Below are 15,367 nucleotides of genomic sequence, written 5' to 3' on the forward strand. Positions count from 1 at the left end.
AACAATGATGGAATGTATGGGTGGAACTTAGTGAATATCCTTCCAGAACTCTTTCTTCAGGTAATAAGCCAGAATAAAGAATACTCCAAGGAACAGCATTACCACGATTCCTAACTCCTTACGGGTAGTCTGTATGGGTTCGCCCATCCAGGTCAAATAATTGACCAGATCGCCAACCATGGCGTTGTACTCTACTTGGCTCATCTTGCCCGGCTTGACCAGTTCGAACTCCGGAGCAGTATGCTCATCATGGGCATCGGCACCTTTTTTAAGCACCTGCTCACCCTGCAAACTCCAGAGAACATTCGGCATTCCCACTTTTTCGAATACCGTATTGTTCCAGCCAGTAGGGCGGGTATTGTCAAGGTAGAAGCTGCGCAGATACGTGTACAACCAGTCCGGAGTGCGTGAGCGCGCCTCGACGGAAAGATCCGGAGGAGCGGCGCCGAACCATTCCTGGGCATTTGCAGGGCTCATGCTAATGCTCATGGTATCGCCCACGTTCGCACTCGCAAACATCAGATTATTCTTGATCTGGTCTTTGGTCAGGCCAATATCCTCCAGACGCGAATAGCGCATGGCATTGGCACTGTGGCAGCTCAGGCAATAGTTGGTGAAGATGCGCGCGCCACGTTGCAGTGACGCGTAGTCTTCCAGGTTGACCGGCGCTTTATCCAGATGGACGCTCTCTTCCGATCCAAAGGCAAGCAGAGGCACAAACAGTAGCGCAAACAGAAACTTCTTCATTATCCAGTCACCCTTTCCGGTTCAGGTTTGGTCTTGTCTATCTTGGTGTACCAAGGCATTAACAGGAAGAAGGCGAAATAAATCACGCTAAATCCCCGCGCCAGGTTCGTGGTAAGCACGGTAACACCTTGGGTGCCAAGATAACCCAGTGCAATAAAGCTGATAACAAACGCAGTCAGGAAGCTCTTGTATAAAGTGCCGCGATAACGGATTGATTTAACTTTGGATCGATCCAGCCATGGCAGGAAGAACATGATCACCACTGACGCGCCCATCGCCACCACACCAAGGAATTTATCCGGCACAGCGCGCAGAATGGCGTAGAACGGGGTGAAATACCATACCGGCTCAATATGCGGAGGCGTTTTCAATGGGTTGGCTGGGATGAAGTTGTTGGCTTCAATGAACCAGCCACCGAATGTTGGTGCAAAGAAGACAATCGCCGAAAATATCATCAGAAACACCACTACGCCCATGATGTCCTTCACCGTGTAATACGGGTGGAAAGGAATACCATCCAGCGGAATGTGCGTCACAGGGTCTTTGTGCTTCTTGATTTCGATACCGTCAGGGTTGTTCGAGCCCACTTCATGCAAGGCGATGATGTGAGCAGCGACCAGACCCACCAGTACCAGAGGCAACGCAATCACGTGGAAAGCAAAGAAGCGGTTCAGCGTGGCATCCGATACCACGAAGTCGCCGCGAATCCACAGTGACAGGTCATTACCAATTACTGGAATTGCGCCAAACAGGGAAATAATCACCTGCGCGCCCCAATACGACATCTGGCCCCATGGCAGCAAGTAGCCCATGAATGCTTCGGCCATTAGTGCGAGGTAGAGGAACATGCCAAATACCCAGATCAATTCGCGTGGTTTGCGGTATGAGCCATACATCAGACCACGGAACATATGCAGGTACACCACCACGAAGAACATCGAGGCGCCAGTGGAGTGCATGTAGCGGATGAGCCAACCCCAGTCCACGTCGCGCATGATGTACTCGACTGACATGAATGCAAGAGCAGCATCCGGTTTGTAGTTCATGGTGAGGAAGATACCGGTAACGATCTGCATCACCAGTACCAATAACGCCAGTGACCCAAAGAAGTACCAGAAATTGAAATTTTTCGGTGCGTAGTACTCGGACAAATGCGTTTTCCAGTTGGCTGTCAACGGGAAACGCTCATCTATCCAGCCAACAAATTTTTGCATGGTACTCATTCGTTACGCTCCTTTACTGTCATCACCAACCAGGATCAGGTTGTCGTTGACAAATTTGTATGGTGGGATATCCATATTCAGAGGCGCCGGCACATCCTTGAACACCCGGGCTGCAAGGTCATATTTGGAACCGTGACAAGGGCAGAGCCAGCCACCGGGCCAATCAGCGCCCAGATCCGCGGCCCCGACGTCTTTACGGAAGGTAGGAGAGCAACCAAGGTGAGTGCAGATGCCAACTACCACCAAAAATTCGGGCTTGATGGAGCGCCATTCGTTTTTGCAGTATTCGGGTTGTTGCGGCTGCTCTGACTTTGGATCCAGCAAAAACGAGTCATTTTTAGGCAGTCTGGCCAGCATTTCCTTGGTGCGGCTGACTACCCATACCGGTTTGCCCTGCCAAGCGACTGCCAGCAACATGCCAGACTCCAACTTGCTGATGTCCACATCGACTGGCGCACCTGCGGCCTTGGCTCGCTCGCTCGGTAGCATACTCATGACAAAAGGCACCATCACGGCGACACCCGCCACTCCACCAACGGCAGTAGTGGCAGCGATAAGGAAGCGCCGCTTGCTACGATCCACTTGTTGATTGCTCATAAACGATCCCTGTTTAGGTGACTACAGACTTGCAAAAACCGCTATTTTAACCAAAACTGGCTTGAAACATAAAGCCCCTGCCCGCATTTAAGTGACAATTTAAATTTTAAGCGGGAAATCCAGGCCATATCTGTCCTGTATAATTTCCACTATTCTGTTTTAATCCATAGGTGTATTTGATAATGCGGAAGTTTTGGCTTGTTTTTGCACAGAGCACAACCATTGCGCTCGGCGTGCTTTTTGTAGTCGTTATTTTCAGGCCTGACTGGCTCACCTGGCGTAGCGCACAACATGCTCCAGGCATCACCATTCGTGAAGTAGCGGCGCCGAGCAGTGGTGGAGTACAGATCGATTCGTTAAGCGCGGCAGCCAAAAAAGCCATTCCATCCGTAGTAAATGTTTTTACCAGCAAGGAAGTACGCTTACCCCGTAATCCATTGGCTGACGACCCCATCTTCAAACGCTTTTTTGGCGACCATCCCACATCACGTTCGCAACGTGTCAACAATCTCGGCTCGGGTGTTATCGTCAGCTCGGATGGCTACATTCTTACCAATCATCACGTTGTCGAAGCTGCAGATGAAATTCAGGTTGCGCTGCATGACGGACGGACGGTACTTGCCAAGGTAGTGGGCTCTGATCCAGAAACGGATCTTGCAGTGCTCAAAGTTAATCTTTCAGGACTGCCTGCCATCAGTTTTGCCCAGCCGGATAAAGGCAATGTCGGCGATTTCGTTTTAGCTATCGGCGATCCATTCGGTGTCGGTCAGACGGTCACAATGGGCATTATCAGTGCGCTTGAACGCACGCACCTTGGCATCAATACATTCGAAAACTTCATCCAGACTGACGCCGCCATCAATCCGGGCAATTCGGGTGGCGCGCTGGTCAATGCGCAAGGCAATCTTATTGGTATCAATAGTGCTATCTATACGCGTACCGGCGGCTCACAAGGTATTGGTTTTGCCATTCCGGTCAGCCTGGTTGTCCAGATCATGGACCAGATTATCAAACACGGATCTGTAACGCGCGGCTGGATCGGGGTTGAAGTCCAGGATTTGACGCCAGAACTGGCCGAATCATTCAAATTACCCAACACGGATGGCGCACTTATCGCCGGGATACTCAAAGGTGGCCCTGCGGATTTGGCGGGTATCAAACCAGGGGATGTCTTGATTGACGTCAACGGCAAACCTGTAAAGGATTCCACTTCACTGTTGCAATTGATTGCGGCGCAAACGCCTGGCCAAACGGCTCAATTGAAGCTGCTGCGCAAGGCGAAGGAAATCGTTGCTACCGTCAATATCAACAAGCGTCCCAAAATCGAACAACCAGTCGATGATGAACAATAGCTATTCAACGATTAAGATCAGAGCGCGTTGCGCCATTCCTGATCTTCCGAATCGAACAGGCGGTTGGCTTCCTGCGGCCCCCAACTGCCTGCGCGATAAGTGTGGATGAAATCACGCTCCTGCGCCCAGTATTTGATAATTGGGTCAACCACGCGCCACGCCCACTCTACCTCGTCAAAACGAATAAACAGCGTACGGTCGCCTTCGATCACATCGAGCAATAAGGTTTCGTAGGCGTCCAGCGGCGCCTCATGGGTCTGACGATAGCTGGCATTGAGCTGCATCATGCGCGTATCCATATCCAGGCCGGGCTGCTTGACCTGGATTTCCATGCGCATGCTTTCTTCCGGCTGGATGGAAAGTACGATCCAATTCGGGTCTATGGTCTCTAGCGGAGTTTCGCGGAACAGTTGCTGAGGCGGATGTCGAAAACGCAGCGCGATCATGGAAGTTTGATCCGCAAGTCGTTTACCGGTGCGCAGATAAAACGGCACACCCCGCCAACGCCAGTTATCGATGTAGAACTTGGCCGCAACGAATGTTTCAGTAATCGAATTTGGTTCGACGCCGGACTCCTGCTGATAACCCTGTACTGCAGTACCTTCAATGGCGCCCGGCGCATACTGTGCCCGGAAAGCATGGGCATGCACAGAACGCCGGGGTATAGGGCGGATGGAGCGCAGCACTTTGACTTTTTCATCGCGTAACGCATCCGCTTCCAGCGCCGGCGGTGGTTCCATCGCCACCACGGTAAGCAATTGCATCAAGTGATTTTGCAGCATGTCGCGCAAAGCACCTGCTTTATCATAATAATCGGCACGGTTTTCGATTCCTACCGTTTCCGCCACCGTAATTTGCACATGGTCGATAAAATTGCGGTTCCATAATGGTTCGATAAGCGTATTCGCAAAGCGGAACACCAGCAGGTTCTGTACAGTTTCCTTACCCAGATAGTGGTCTATGCGGAATATTTGCTGTTCATCAAAATGGCGGTGCAATAACTCATTGAGATATTGAGCAGACTCAATATCCTCGCCAAAGGGTTTTTCCACCACGATGCGATGCATTCCGCGTGGCTTGCTGAGCCCTGATTTATCCAGGTTTTTGATTACCGAGGAAAAGTCGGTGGGTTTGATCGCGAGATAAAATATCACATTGGAACACACGCCGGCTTTGGGTTTGCCCAGCTCCTCCTTGAGGCGCTGGTAGGATTCCACCTCACCCAATTCACCTTGCAGATAATTGAAACGCGCCACAAAACGCGCGCATACATCTTCAGCACCGCGATCCAGAATCTTGTCATGCAACAGGGTCATGACATGCTCGCGCCACATTTTGTCGTCCCATACGCGTCGGCCAAAAGCAATAAACGTAAGATTCTCGGGCAAACGTTTCGCCTGTTCCAATCGATACAGCGCGGGAATCAGTTTGTTCGAGGCAAGATTGCCAGTGGCGCCAAAAATGACAAAATTACACGGATACATTACGGTCTCGCTCATGCATCACCTTCTTTCACCGCATGGCCACCAAATCCCATGCGCATCATCGCCAGTAGCTTGTTGGCGTAGTCGCCTTGTCCTTGCGATGCAAAGCGCATCATCAATGCCATCGACATTACCGGTGTAGGCGTGCCCTGCTCAACCGACTCGAGCACCGTCCAGCGCCCTTCACCCGAGTCGGCAACATAAGGTTGAATATCATCGAGAGCTTGATCACGTTGCAAAAATTCGGTAGCCAGATCCAACAGCCACGAGCGCACCACACTGCCATGGCGCCACATTTCAGCCACGGCAGCCAGATCAATATCGAATTCGCGTTTGCCTTTCATCAAGGCCAGCCCTTCGGCCAGAGCCTGCATCATTCCGTATTCGATACCGTTATGCACCATCTTGACGAAGTGACCACTTCCAGCAACGCCGCAATGCAGCCAGCCGGTACCAGGTGCCGGGGCAAGAATTTTAATGAAAGGCTCTGCAGCAGCAAGCGCTTCTGCGCCGCCCCCCACCATCAAGGCGTAGCCGTTCTGCAGCCCCCATATGCCACCGGAGACACCTGCATCCATAAAATGCAAGCCTGCTTGCTTCAATTGCGCAGCATGTCGTTGGGAATCTTTGTAATAAGCGTTGGCGCCATCCACTACGGTGTCGCCGGGTGACAAGAGTGGCAACAATGCCTCAAGCGCGTCTTCCGTTGGCCGCCCGGCAGGCAGCATCAACCAGACCAGACGCGGTGCTGCCAGTCCAGCCACCAGATCAGCCAGGGACTCCTGTGCCAAAATATTGGCGTGTTCCTGCGCAAGATTGAGCGCGACGTCATGACTGCGATTCCAGGCATGGACAACCACACCCCCGTGCGCCAGGCGCCGCGCCATATTGGCACCCATTTTTCCCAACCCCAGCATCCCGATCTGCTTCATTCACTTTTCTCCGATTAACGTCGACTCCATACATGCCGCATGCTGCTATAGCACACATGGCTTTATGCTAGATGGCTAAAAGCGACAATACAACCGGATAAAGAAAATATAAGTGGGCTAAACCTTGATATAAGTCCAACCCTGCTGCAGGCGGTTGATGATTTCTCCAACAGCAGTGGGTGCAACCCGGGTCTCGGGAAGCAGTTTGACTTTAATGCCTTCTTTACTCAAGCGGCGCATAGTCTGTCCGCAAGCAACAAAACTAATGTTGGTATGCTGACGCGTAAGCTTCTCAATTCGAGCGGCATAGGGAGTGACGTCGGCACGCAAAAGGTCGAGGCCATAACTATTGGCAATCACTTCGACCTGAACAGGCTGCCCAACAACTCTCTCCTGCTGAAGCAGGTAGTCCACATCATCAAGCAAGGTTTTTAATTTGCCTGGGTGATCAGAATCTACGTGCAGAACAATTTTTTGGGTGTCTGATTTGATGCCAGACAAGCTGACCGGGCGCTGCAATCCGGCCTGATTCAGTGCGGGTTGCGCCGGCCGCTGCGGGTTATTCCAGTCGCGCCCAAACCAGCCTATCGCAAGCCCTAACACAAGCACCATGCCGGTTGCCAAATAGTGCGACGCACCAAATTGGCGTGTCATGTTTTTCTGGTATGCGGGAGGCGGCTCTGCATAACCGTGACTGACCATTTCCTTGACGGCACGTAATGCACAGAGCTGGTGAGCGATTTCCGGATCTTTCTCCAACGCAACAAACAGCCTGTCTTTTTCAACCAGATCCAGCTCGCCGTCAATAAATGCATTCAATTGCTCTTGGGAGATTTTCGGCTTCATTTAACGCTCCTCAGCGTCCCCGTTTTTGCCTCAGGTGACAACCCAATCAATTTCGCTTTCAAGGACTGGCGTCCACGGCACAAGCGACTCATCACTGTTCCTACCGGGATTTCAAGGATTTCGGCCACCTGATTGTAGCTGAACCCTTCCAGATCAATCAGCGTCAGTACTTGACGCTGGCCTATCGGCAATTGCGCAACCGCGGCGCGCACCCGATCAACTATCTGGCTGCGTGAATGGATATGCTCGGGGGTTTCGTCATGGGCATAGTGATGGTCTTCCAGTTCGTCAACATCCTGAAAGTTTTTTTGACACCTAAAGCAATCGCGCCAGCAGTTATGCAAAATTTTGAACAGCCAGCTGTCAAGCTGAGCCGGGTCGCGCAACTGATGTAGCCGGGCCAATCCGCGAGTGAGCGCCTCTTGCACCAAATCATCCGCCAATGAACGATCATGGCACCAGGAGTACGCAACACGATATAAACGCGTGCGCCGTTCCTTGAGTTGAACGCGCAAATTTCCATCGCCAATCAGCAAAGATAAAAAATTCATACCCTGAAAAGACCAGTATTGGTTGTGTTGAAGTGCTGCATGATTGGTTAGACGCTGGACCCTATCAATCTATTCCATTCCGGAAAATATTCCCTTTTGTCATGGAATATTTCTATAGTGCAATTTGTCTATATTAGGCCACATAACAAAGATGTATTATTGCCCGCATCAATCATTAATGCTTTTAGAACGCAATAAAAAGGAGTTGGAGATGAAGAAAATCATATTTATACTGCTGCTGTTTTTTGGTCTGAGTAATGCGCTATTTGCACATGACGGCCCTGTTTCCGAAGGAGTAGTGGTCCAGGCAAATGGCAATGATGCCGCCGATTTCAAACGTGCCCTGATACTCGCCTCGAACATGCATGAAGTCCTGACCAAGGCACAATTCGAGATTGTGGTCTACGGTCCCAGCGTGAAACTGCTGACAGCTTTTAGTGACGAGGTCCCGCTAATCCAGAAAGTACAAAGCGAAGGAATTAAAGTTATTGCCTGCGGAAGATCCCTCAAGTCAGAGCACTTGAAGGACAGTGATTTGGCGCCTAAGATCACGGTGGTGCCATTTGGCGCCGTCCATATTGTAAACAGACAAAAACAGGGGTGGCAGTATATAAAGCCCTAGTAGTAAGTATGCCTCTTCCACCCGGTCCAAAACCGGCAAGTTAAAGTGGGGCAGGCATTCAGTAGCTAGCACGCGGCAACAATCGCAGTCGAAACAGGAATATCCCTATTGCAATATCAACCTGATATATCGAAAGGCACCGCAATGAACTTGAATAAAGTGAAAATCGCCCTATTCGCAACCACGCTGTTTTTTTCCTTGGGCGCTGGCGCTACTCAGTCCCTTCTGCAAGGATATTCCTATGATCACCCGAAACTCATACATGACCTGCCTTTCGCCAAACACCATGCTGTACTGCAGGTGAGCCAGGATGATCCTGAATTATGGAACCTGACACTGAACAATGCCACCAATATGCTCCAATACTTCGGCGAGGATAAAGTACAGATCGTTGTCGTGGCTTACGGTCCCGGTCTTAAAATGCTGTTGAAGGATTCCCCGGTAGCCAAGCGCCTGCAGACCCTTGATGCACAAGGTGTGGAATTTGATGCCTGCAATGTCACCTTGCAAGGTATGGCAAAAAAATTGGGGCATGTTCCTGAATTGGCTCCGGAATCAGTGATTGTCCCGGGCGGCATCATTCGAATCATGCAACTCCAGCAGCATGGCTACAACTATATCAAACCTTGAGATCCGGCTGGAATCGACTCCACACGCGGTTTGAGCGCGATGAGATCGTAATTCCATCTTTGTGCGGCATACCTATCCTCCCCAGTCGGGGAGGATTTCATTCAAACTGGCGGTTCTGTACTACTAAATGAAGCACGGCTGCTTAACTTTGTTGCGAGCCGAGCCAAGTTTGGGTAACCCTCGCGCCATTTTATCTTCTCGGCGAAGCGTAAATCCAGATAGCCCAAAGCACACCCCACGGCAATATCGGCCAGGGAAAATCCCGTTTCCATGCACCAGGGCTTCTCTCCCAAATATTCCGCCAAAGTTTCCAGACCGCGAAAAATCTTTCCCTCCTGCCGGATTATCCATTCAGGATTTTGCTGATCCTGTGCACGCTTTTTTTCGATAAAAATTGCTGCGGCGGCATCACAGATACCATCTGCCAGGGCCTCCCAACGTTTCACCAGTATGCGACTGTGCGCATCCTGAGGAAACATGCGTCCTACGGGTGAAACGTTATCCAGATATTCCACAATCACCCTTGAATCATAGAGAGCGGTGCCGTCATCCAGTAGCAGCACAGGGATTTTCCCAAGTGGATTGTAATCGGGGACGTGGCTATCCTCGTTCCATGGAATATCCACCACCAATTCGCATTCAATATGTTTTTCCGCCAGCACCACGCGTACTTTTCGGGCAAAAGGGCTGGTCAAGGATGCAATCAGTTTCATAGATACTTTCTAAATAGAAATGGTTAACCGGACCAACACGGATGACAAGCGTTTATACTGAGATTTGAACAATACCTTGCCTAACTCGAACTTGAACGTTCTAAAATTCATACCATATGAACAATAATACATTCATAGACATACCAGATCCTCGCTGGCTGCCCATTCTGATGAATGGCTCGCTCAGCGAAATCTATGTAATGGATTGTGACACGCTCTATTTGGTTCACGCAAATGACGCTGCATATCACAATCTGCAATACTGTGCCGCCGAATTGGCAGGCATGACCATGCTTAATGTAACCCGCGGCCTATCTGAAAAAAAGCTGACCGAAGCATTACGGCCCTTGCGCGCAAGCAGTGCTGAATATGTCTCGCTTGAGCTAACACTGGTACGCCGTGATGGTACTACCTACCCCATCAATTTTCGGGTGTTTCTATCGCATTCTATGATTATTGCGATTGGCAATGACCAGACTGCCTCAATTGCCTCCGCCCAGGCCTTGGGATTAAGCGAATCGCGCTTCCATGCAATCGTGTCAAACATGCCAGGCCTGGTTTACCAGTTCGTACGCCAGCACAATGGAGAAATATCTTTTCCTTATCTCAGTGACGGCTGTCACGCGCTGCTTGGCGTTACCCCCAGTCAGTTACTTAGTGATCCCACGCTATTTGCCGAACTGATTCTGCCAGAAGATTTGCCTTCCTACATTGATTCAATGATGGCTTCGGCACGCACCCTTTCAGCGTGGAACTGGGAAGGCAGAATCTGGATTGAAAAATGGAAGGACACCAAATGGATCAACTTGCGAGCCACTCCCCGCGCCATCGATCAGTCGAAGGAACACCAAGGTATTGCATGGGACGGCGTAATGACCAATATCACTCAAAGCAGACTGGAAAAACACGAAATCCGCAGTTCAAGAGAACAACTTGCCGAATTGTCTGCACATATCGAACTGGTCAAGGAACAGGAACGTACTCGTATCGCCCGCGAAATTCATGATGATCTGGGCGGAAACCTTACTGCCATCAAAATGGCAATGGCTTTACTGATCCGGCGCCTGCCCGAGACGCCTGAATTGCTTGAAAAAGCTCATTACGTGGAGGCGCTGGCGGATCGCAGTATTGAATCTGCGCATCGTATTGCAGCAGATTTGCGTCCCAGCGTGCTGGACTTTGGCATCGTAGCTGCGCTAGAGTGGCACGCCAAGGAGTTCGAGAAACAAGCTGGCATACCCTGCAAGTTTTCTTCGAACTGCGAAGAAATCCAACTCGACACTGACCAGGCTACAGCTTTGTTCCGGATTTTTCAGGAAGCCTTGACCAATATTGCCAAACACGCACATGCCAGCCGAGTGACCGTCAAGCTTGCTTTAAGCAAACGCTGCGTTGAACTGGAGGTTGCCGATAATGGACGAGGCATCAACGCTGCCGACCGAATGAAGCCGAAATCCTTTGGTATACGCGGCATGGTAGAACGTGCCAATGCGCTGGGCGGGAAACTCCATATAAGCCCGCTTGCTGCAGGCGGCAGTCTGGTACGCATCAAAATCCCATTATCCACAACATAAGAGAATGCGGGATAATCTCAAAGAGAAAGAATCGACAATATTTGGTATTTGATTTCGAGTACTAGCCAGGTAGCCATATGACAGTAACGAAAGCAATCAAGGTGTTTATCGCGGACGATCACGCAATCGTACGTGAAGGCTTGAAACAGATACTCGCCGACACCAAAGACATCATCGTGGCAGGCGAGGCAGAAAACGGCCTGGATGCCATCCGGTCGACCCGAAAAAGTGGCTGTCATGTGCTGTTATTGGATATCTCCATGCCTGATCGCAGCGGCATCGAAGTGTTAAAACAGATAAAAAAGGAATCTCCCAGTATTGCTGTGCTCATGTTATCCATGCACCGCGAGGATCAATACGCCATCCGTTCGCTCAAAGCCGGCGCAGCGGGCTATCTCAATAAACAAAGCGCCCCTGCGGAACTGGTCAACGCCATCCGCCAGGTTGCTGCCGGTAAAAAATATATCACGGCCGAACTCGCCCAGGAGCTGGCGAATCACTTCGATGATGCCCAGGAAACTCCCCCGCACGAGCTGCTTTCCGATCGCGAATATCAGACTTTAACGATGATCGCATCGGGCAAAACGGTCAGCGACATTGCGAATGAGCTAACGCTTTCAGTCAAGACGATCAGCATGTATCGTTCACGTTTGTTATTAAAAATGAAACTGCACAATAATGCCGAATTAACCCATTACGCCATCAAGAACCAGCTGGTAGAGTAAACAAGTAACCCATCTCTGAACCCTCATCTATTTTACAAATTGCATACAGAACAATTTGTAAAATGTCAGATTATTTTTTAAGGAGTTGCCATGCAACAGCTTGATATTTTTCTCGCTTCCATCACCTCATTCTGGACACAACTGGCAGCCTTTGTACCGCAGTTAATGGCTGCCCTGGTGTTAATGTTTGTAGGCTGGCTGGTGGCCAAGCTGGTGCGCGCAGGGATGGTCAAGCTGCTCCACGTACTGCAGTTTGACAAGTTATCAGAACGTTCAGGTATCGAAGCCTTCCTCAAACAAGGTCAGCTCGAGGTATCTCTCGGCGGACTGCTGGCGGGATTAATGTATTGGCTGATTATCCTGATCGTCATTGTCACGGTATCCAATAGTCTGGGCCTGCATATCGTGGCGGAACTGTTCAACCGTATCGTTCTGTATATACCCAATATCATCGTTGCCATATTCGTCCTGGTACTTGGGGCTATCTTGTCGCGCTTCATCAATCGCCTGATCTTTGCCTATCTTAGCAACATAGGTGTACAGGGCGCGTTGACGATCAGCACCATTTCAGAATATGCAACGCTGATTTTTGTATTTTTTGTTGCCCTGGAACAACTCAATATCGGCCGCGAATTGCTCACAGCCGCATTTATTATTGGTTTTGGTGCCGTAGGACTGGCATTTGCACTGGCATTTGGCCTGGGGGGGCGTGATTGGGCGGCAGGCGTGATCGCGCGCATGACGCAAAAGCGCAAATAGCCTCAGCGCATATCCTCAGGCCTTCCCGGAAATATTCCGGGTGGGCAAAATCAAGGTTCTAGCGTTTCTTGTCTTGCGGGCGATGCTGCGGCAGTATTTCCGGAACAGGTAAATCTGCCCATTTCAGGATTGCTGCGACCTGCTGCGATTCCAATTCCAGCATCTGGCCGCGCTTTACCCGTGGCGGAAGGTTGACCATGCCGAAACGCACCCGGATCAAACGGCTTACCATCATGCCCATGGCTTCGAACATGCGTCGCACTTCGCGATTGCGGCCTTCCTTGATGATCACCTGATACCAGCGGTTGGAACTTTCTCCCCCCTGTTCGGCAATGCGCTCAAAGTGCGCAGGACCATCATCCAACTGGATTCCGGCGGTCATGCTGCGCATTTGCTCCTGACTGAGCTCGCCCATGATACGTACCGAATATTCACGTTCCACTTCAAAGCTGGGATGCATCAAGCGGTTGGCCAGATCGCCGCTGGTGGTAAAAATAAGCAGGCCTTCGGTATTGAAATCCAGTCGGCCTATGGCGATCCACTTGCCATTACGCACACGCGGCAATTCCTCGAATACCGTGGTGCGCGCCTGCGGGTCGTCGCGGCTGACGATTTCGCCTTCGCGTTTGTGATAGATCAGCACGCGCGGCAGTTCGTCTTCCAGATTCAGCTTGACTGGCCGGTTATCCACCAGGATACGATCGCCCGGCGATACCCGACGGCCGAGCGTGGCCACAGTACCGTTGACCGAAACTCGCCCCGCTTCAATCCATGTCTCCATATCGCGGCGTGATCCCAACCCGGAACCTGCCAACACTTTTTGCAGCTTTTGCGATGCTGGCGCGTCGTTTTCAGGTTCTGCGCTGATTTCAGGCACAGTGTTTGGTTTCTGCACACGCGGTTTGACCGGTTCCGGCGCCAGGGGACGGCGAATCGGCGACGCAGGCTTTGCACGGGATTTTTTAGGTGGACGAATCGGGGAAGATGGCATGAGAGTGTAGTCCGGAAGTGCAGCAGGAACGCAGCTATGCGCTAATTATACCGGCGAATCGTCGCTTGCCTGTTCTATTAGCTCAGCCAGATTTAGCTCACCACTATGCGGGTTGGGTTCCACGAGAGATCCCAATTCGACTAATGGCGGCAACTCATCCAGCGCACGCAGGTTGAGATCACTCAGGAATTGTTTGGTCGTCGCATACAGGGAAGGCCGCCCCGGTACATCACGGTGACCGACGACCTTGATCCAGTCGCGCTCTTCCAGTGTTTTAATAATCTGGGTATTCACCGTCACCCCCCGAATTTCTTCAATATCGCCACGTGTCACGGGCTGTTTATAGGCAATGATGGCGAGGGTTTCCATCACGGCACGCGAATATTTTGGAGGCTTTTCCGGGTTGAGACGGTTGATAAAACGTTGATATTCGGGACGCGTCTGAAAACGCCAGCCGGATGCCACCAGTGCCAGTTCCACTCCCCTTCCCTGCCAGTCATCACGCAGCTCATCAAGTGCGCGACGCAAGAACTCGGTACTTAATTCTTCTTCAAAAAGACGCTGCATATCATTGATTAACAACGGCTCTCTCGAGGAAAGCAGTGCAGTTTCCAGGACGATTTTCAGCTCTGAAATATTATTGATCGGCATGTGATAAACGGATATAAATGGGTGAAAAGGCTGCGCTCTGAGTGATTTCAACCATGCGTTCGCGCGCCAGTTCGAGGATGGCGAGAAATGTGACCACCAGATGCGGGATGCCCTTGCCGGGGTCGAACAAGCAGGCAAACTCAAGGAAATCACCAGTCTGCAAGGCATCCAGTATCTGCCCCATTGCCTCGCGTACCGACAGTTCCTGACGGCCCACAGTATGGTGACGGTGTGCACCGGCGCGTGCAACAAGACCAAGCCAGGCGGCGCGCAAATCTCCCGGTTCGACATGGGGCAACAATTTACCTGCCTCTTCACCCCATATCGCAATCACCTCGAAATCACGGCCTTCACGTGGCTTGTTTTCGACCGTTTGTGCAGCAATTTTCATCTGCTCATATTCGAGCAGGCGCCGTACCAGTTCGGCGCGTGGATCTTCCACCTCCCCGGTTTCATCCTCTTGCAGCCGACGCGGCAACAACATGCGCGACTTGATCTCGATCAGCAGGGCCGCCATCAGCAAGTATTCCGCCGCCAGATCCAGCCGGCTGCTACGCATCAATTCTACATAATCCATATACTGACGCGTGATATCGGCCATCGGAATATCCAGCACATCCAGATTGTGGCGGCGGATAAGATATAGCAGCAGATCGAGCGGACCTTCAAACGCATTGAGATATACCGCCAAGGCATCCGGCGGAATGTACAAATCCTGCGGCAAGTCGGTGAATGGCTCGCCATTCACCAGGGCCAGCGGCTGGGTATCTATTATTTCTGACATCTGTACATTTTGCCTGAGTCAGAGCGGTTTGGGCTATAGTCAGGCGTTAAACAAATCCAGTGTCATGTCAGATGGAATGGGCGGAAGAGAGTGGGAGTCGAACCCACCAAGGATCGTCTGACGACCCTTACCGGATTTGAAGTCCGGCCGCCCCACCGGGGAACGAATCTCTTCCATAAACGACAA

Annotated in this window: 17 protein-coding genes and 1 tRNA gene; 6 read left to right on the forward strand and 12 right to left on the reverse strand. The window is 51.1% G+C overall.

Annotated features, from left to right (window positions below; genetic code table 11):
• Window positions 1-27: 27 nt before the first annotated feature.
• The 3 genes from ACFDAU_RS08635 to petA are packed head-to-tail and all read right to left on the reverse strand — an operon-like array spanning window position 28 to window position 2,567.
• Window positions 28-747, reverse strand: a complete 720-nt coding sequence (locus ACFDAU_RS08635; protein WP_413436536.1) for a cytochrome c1 — start codon at window positions 745-747, stop codon at window positions 28-30.
• Window positions 747-1,970: a cytochrome b gene (locus tag ACFDAU_RS08640; protein WP_413436537.1), complete on the reverse strand. Its 1,224-nt coding sequence runs from the start codon at window positions 1,968-1,970 to the stop codon at window positions 747-749. Before ACFDAU_RS08640 ends, ACFDAU_RS08635 begins: the two co-directional genes overlap by 1 nt.
• A gap of 3 nt (window positions 1,971-1,973) precedes the next feature.
• Complete coding sequence (gene petA / locus ACFDAU_RS08645) at window positions 1,974-2,567, reverse strand: ubiquinol-cytochrome c reductase iron-sulfur subunit (protein ID WP_413436538.1); 594 nt, start codon at window positions 2,565-2,567, stop codon at window positions 1,974-1,976.
• Window positions 2,568-2,749: 182 nt separating this feature from the next.
• Between petA and ACFDAU_RS08650 the strand changes: the two genes are divergently transcribed.
• Window positions 2,750-3,919, forward strand: a complete 1,170-nt coding sequence (locus ACFDAU_RS08650; RefSeq protein ID WP_413436539.1) for a Do family serine endopeptidase — start codon at window positions 2,750-2,752, stop codon at window positions 3,917-3,919.
• Window positions 3,920-3,936: 17 nt separating this feature from the next.
• Here ACFDAU_RS08650 and zwf read toward each other — a convergent pair whose 3' ends face one another.
• From zwf to ACFDAU_RS08670, 4 genes are all read right to left on the reverse strand, one after another.
• A complete protein-coding gene (zwf, locus tag ACFDAU_RS08655) occupies window positions 3,937-5,418 on the reverse strand; it encodes a glucose-6-phosphate dehydrogenase (protein WP_413436540.1) in 1,482 nt (493 codons plus the stop codon).
• A complete protein-coding gene (gene gnd, locus ACFDAU_RS08660; protein ID WP_413436541.1) occupies window positions 5,415-6,335 on the reverse strand; it encodes a phosphogluconate dehydrogenase (NAD(+)-dependent, decarboxylating) in 921 nt (306 codons plus the stop codon). Before gnd ends, zwf begins: the two co-directional genes overlap by 4 nt.
• A gap of 117 nt (window positions 6,336-6,452) precedes the next feature.
• The gene (locus tag ACFDAU_RS08665) at window positions 6,453-7,181 is read right to left on the reverse strand and encodes a hypothetical protein (protein WP_413436542.1); all 729 of its coding nucleotides are present in this window, start codon (window positions 7,179-7,181) and stop codon (window positions 6,453-6,455) included.
• A complete protein-coding gene (locus ACFDAU_RS08670) occupies window positions 7,178-7,732 on the reverse strand; it encodes an RNA polymerase sigma factor (protein ID WP_413436543.1) in 555 nt (184 codons plus the stop codon). Before ACFDAU_RS08670 ends, ACFDAU_RS08665 begins: the two co-directional genes overlap by 4 nt.
• A 211-nt stretch (window positions 7,733-7,943) precedes the next feature.
• On the opposite strand from ACFDAU_RS08670, the gene ACFDAU_RS08675 reads away from it, so the two are divergent.
• Both ACFDAU_RS08675 and ACFDAU_RS08680 read left to right on the forward strand, forming a co-directional pair.
• The gene (locus tag ACFDAU_RS08675) at window positions 7,944-8,354 is read left to right on the forward strand and encodes a DsrE family protein (RefSeq protein WP_413436544.1); all 411 of its coding nucleotides are present in this window, start codon (window positions 7,944-7,946) and stop codon (window positions 8,352-8,354) included.
• 144 nt (window positions 8,355-8,498) lie between these two features.
• On the forward strand, window positions 8,499-8,984 hold the full coding sequence (locus tag ACFDAU_RS08680; RefSeq protein ID WP_124705294.1) for a DsrE family protein: 486 nt from the start codon (window positions 8,499-8,501) through the stop codon (window positions 8,982-8,984).
• A 101-nt stretch (window positions 8,985-9,085) separates the two neighbouring features.
• Here ACFDAU_RS08680 and ACFDAU_RS08685 read toward each other — a convergent pair whose 3' ends face one another.
• Window positions 9,086-9,697, reverse strand: coding sequence for a glutathione S-transferase (locus ACFDAU_RS08685; RefSeq protein WP_413436545.1), 612 nt, complete (start codon window positions 9,695-9,697; stop codon window positions 9,086-9,088).
• A gap of 116 nt (window positions 9,698-9,813) precedes the next feature.
• On the opposite strand from ACFDAU_RS08685, the gene ACFDAU_RS08690 reads away from it, so the two are divergent.
• From ACFDAU_RS08690 to ACFDAU_RS08700, 3 genes are all read left to right on the forward strand, one after another.
• Window positions 9,814-11,271 carry a histidine kinase gene (locus ACFDAU_RS08690; protein ID WP_413436546.1) on the forward strand — a complete coding sequence of 486 codons (1,458 nt, stop codon included), beginning with the start codon at window positions 9,814-9,816 and terminating at the stop codon, window positions 11,269-11,271.
• Between the two features lie 77 nt (window positions 11,272-11,348).
• Window positions 11,349-11,996, forward strand: coding sequence for a response regulator (locus ACFDAU_RS08695; protein WP_413436547.1), 648 nt, complete (start codon window positions 11,349-11,351; stop codon window positions 11,994-11,996).
• A 90-nt stretch (window positions 11,997-12,086) separates the two neighbouring features.
• A complete protein-coding gene (locus tag ACFDAU_RS08700) occupies window positions 12,087-12,755 on the forward strand; it encodes a mechanosensitive ion channel family protein (RefSeq protein WP_124705297.1) in 669 nt (222 codons plus the stop codon).
• Window positions 12,756-12,813: 58 nt separating this feature from the next.
• Here the strand turns inward: ACFDAU_RS08700 and rluB are convergent, their stop codons facing one another.
• The 4 genes from rluB to ACFDAU_RS08720 form a co-directional block, all read right to left on the reverse strand.
• Window positions 12,814-13,746: a 23S rRNA pseudouridine(2605) synthase RluB gene (gene rluB, locus ACFDAU_RS08705; protein WP_413436548.1), complete on the reverse strand. Its 933-nt coding sequence runs from the start codon at window positions 13,744-13,746 to the stop codon at window positions 12,814-12,816.
• A gap of 45 nt (window positions 13,747-13,791) precedes the next feature.
• A complete protein-coding gene (gene scpB / locus ACFDAU_RS08710; RefSeq protein WP_413436549.1) occupies window positions 13,792-14,397 on the reverse strand; it encodes an SMC-Scp complex subunit ScpB in 606 nt (201 codons plus the stop codon).
• Window positions 14,384-15,181 carry a segregation and condensation protein A gene (locus ACFDAU_RS08715; protein WP_413436550.1) on the reverse strand — a complete coding sequence of 266 codons (798 nt, stop codon included), beginning with the start codon at window positions 15,179-15,181 and terminating at the stop codon, window positions 14,384-14,386. Before ACFDAU_RS08715 ends, scpB begins: the two co-directional genes overlap by 14 nt.
• Before the next feature lie 81 nt (window positions 15,182-15,262).
• Window positions 15,263-15,356 (reverse strand) — tRNA-Sec (locus tag ACFDAU_RS08720).
• Between the last annotated feature and the right edge of the window lie 11 nt (window positions 15,357-15,367).

The sequence above is a fragment of the Sulfuriferula sp. GW1 genome (assembly GCF_047300855.1).
Taxonomy (GTDB): Bacteria; Pseudomonadota; Gammaproteobacteria; order Burkholderiales; family Sulfuriferulaceae; genus Sulfuriferula.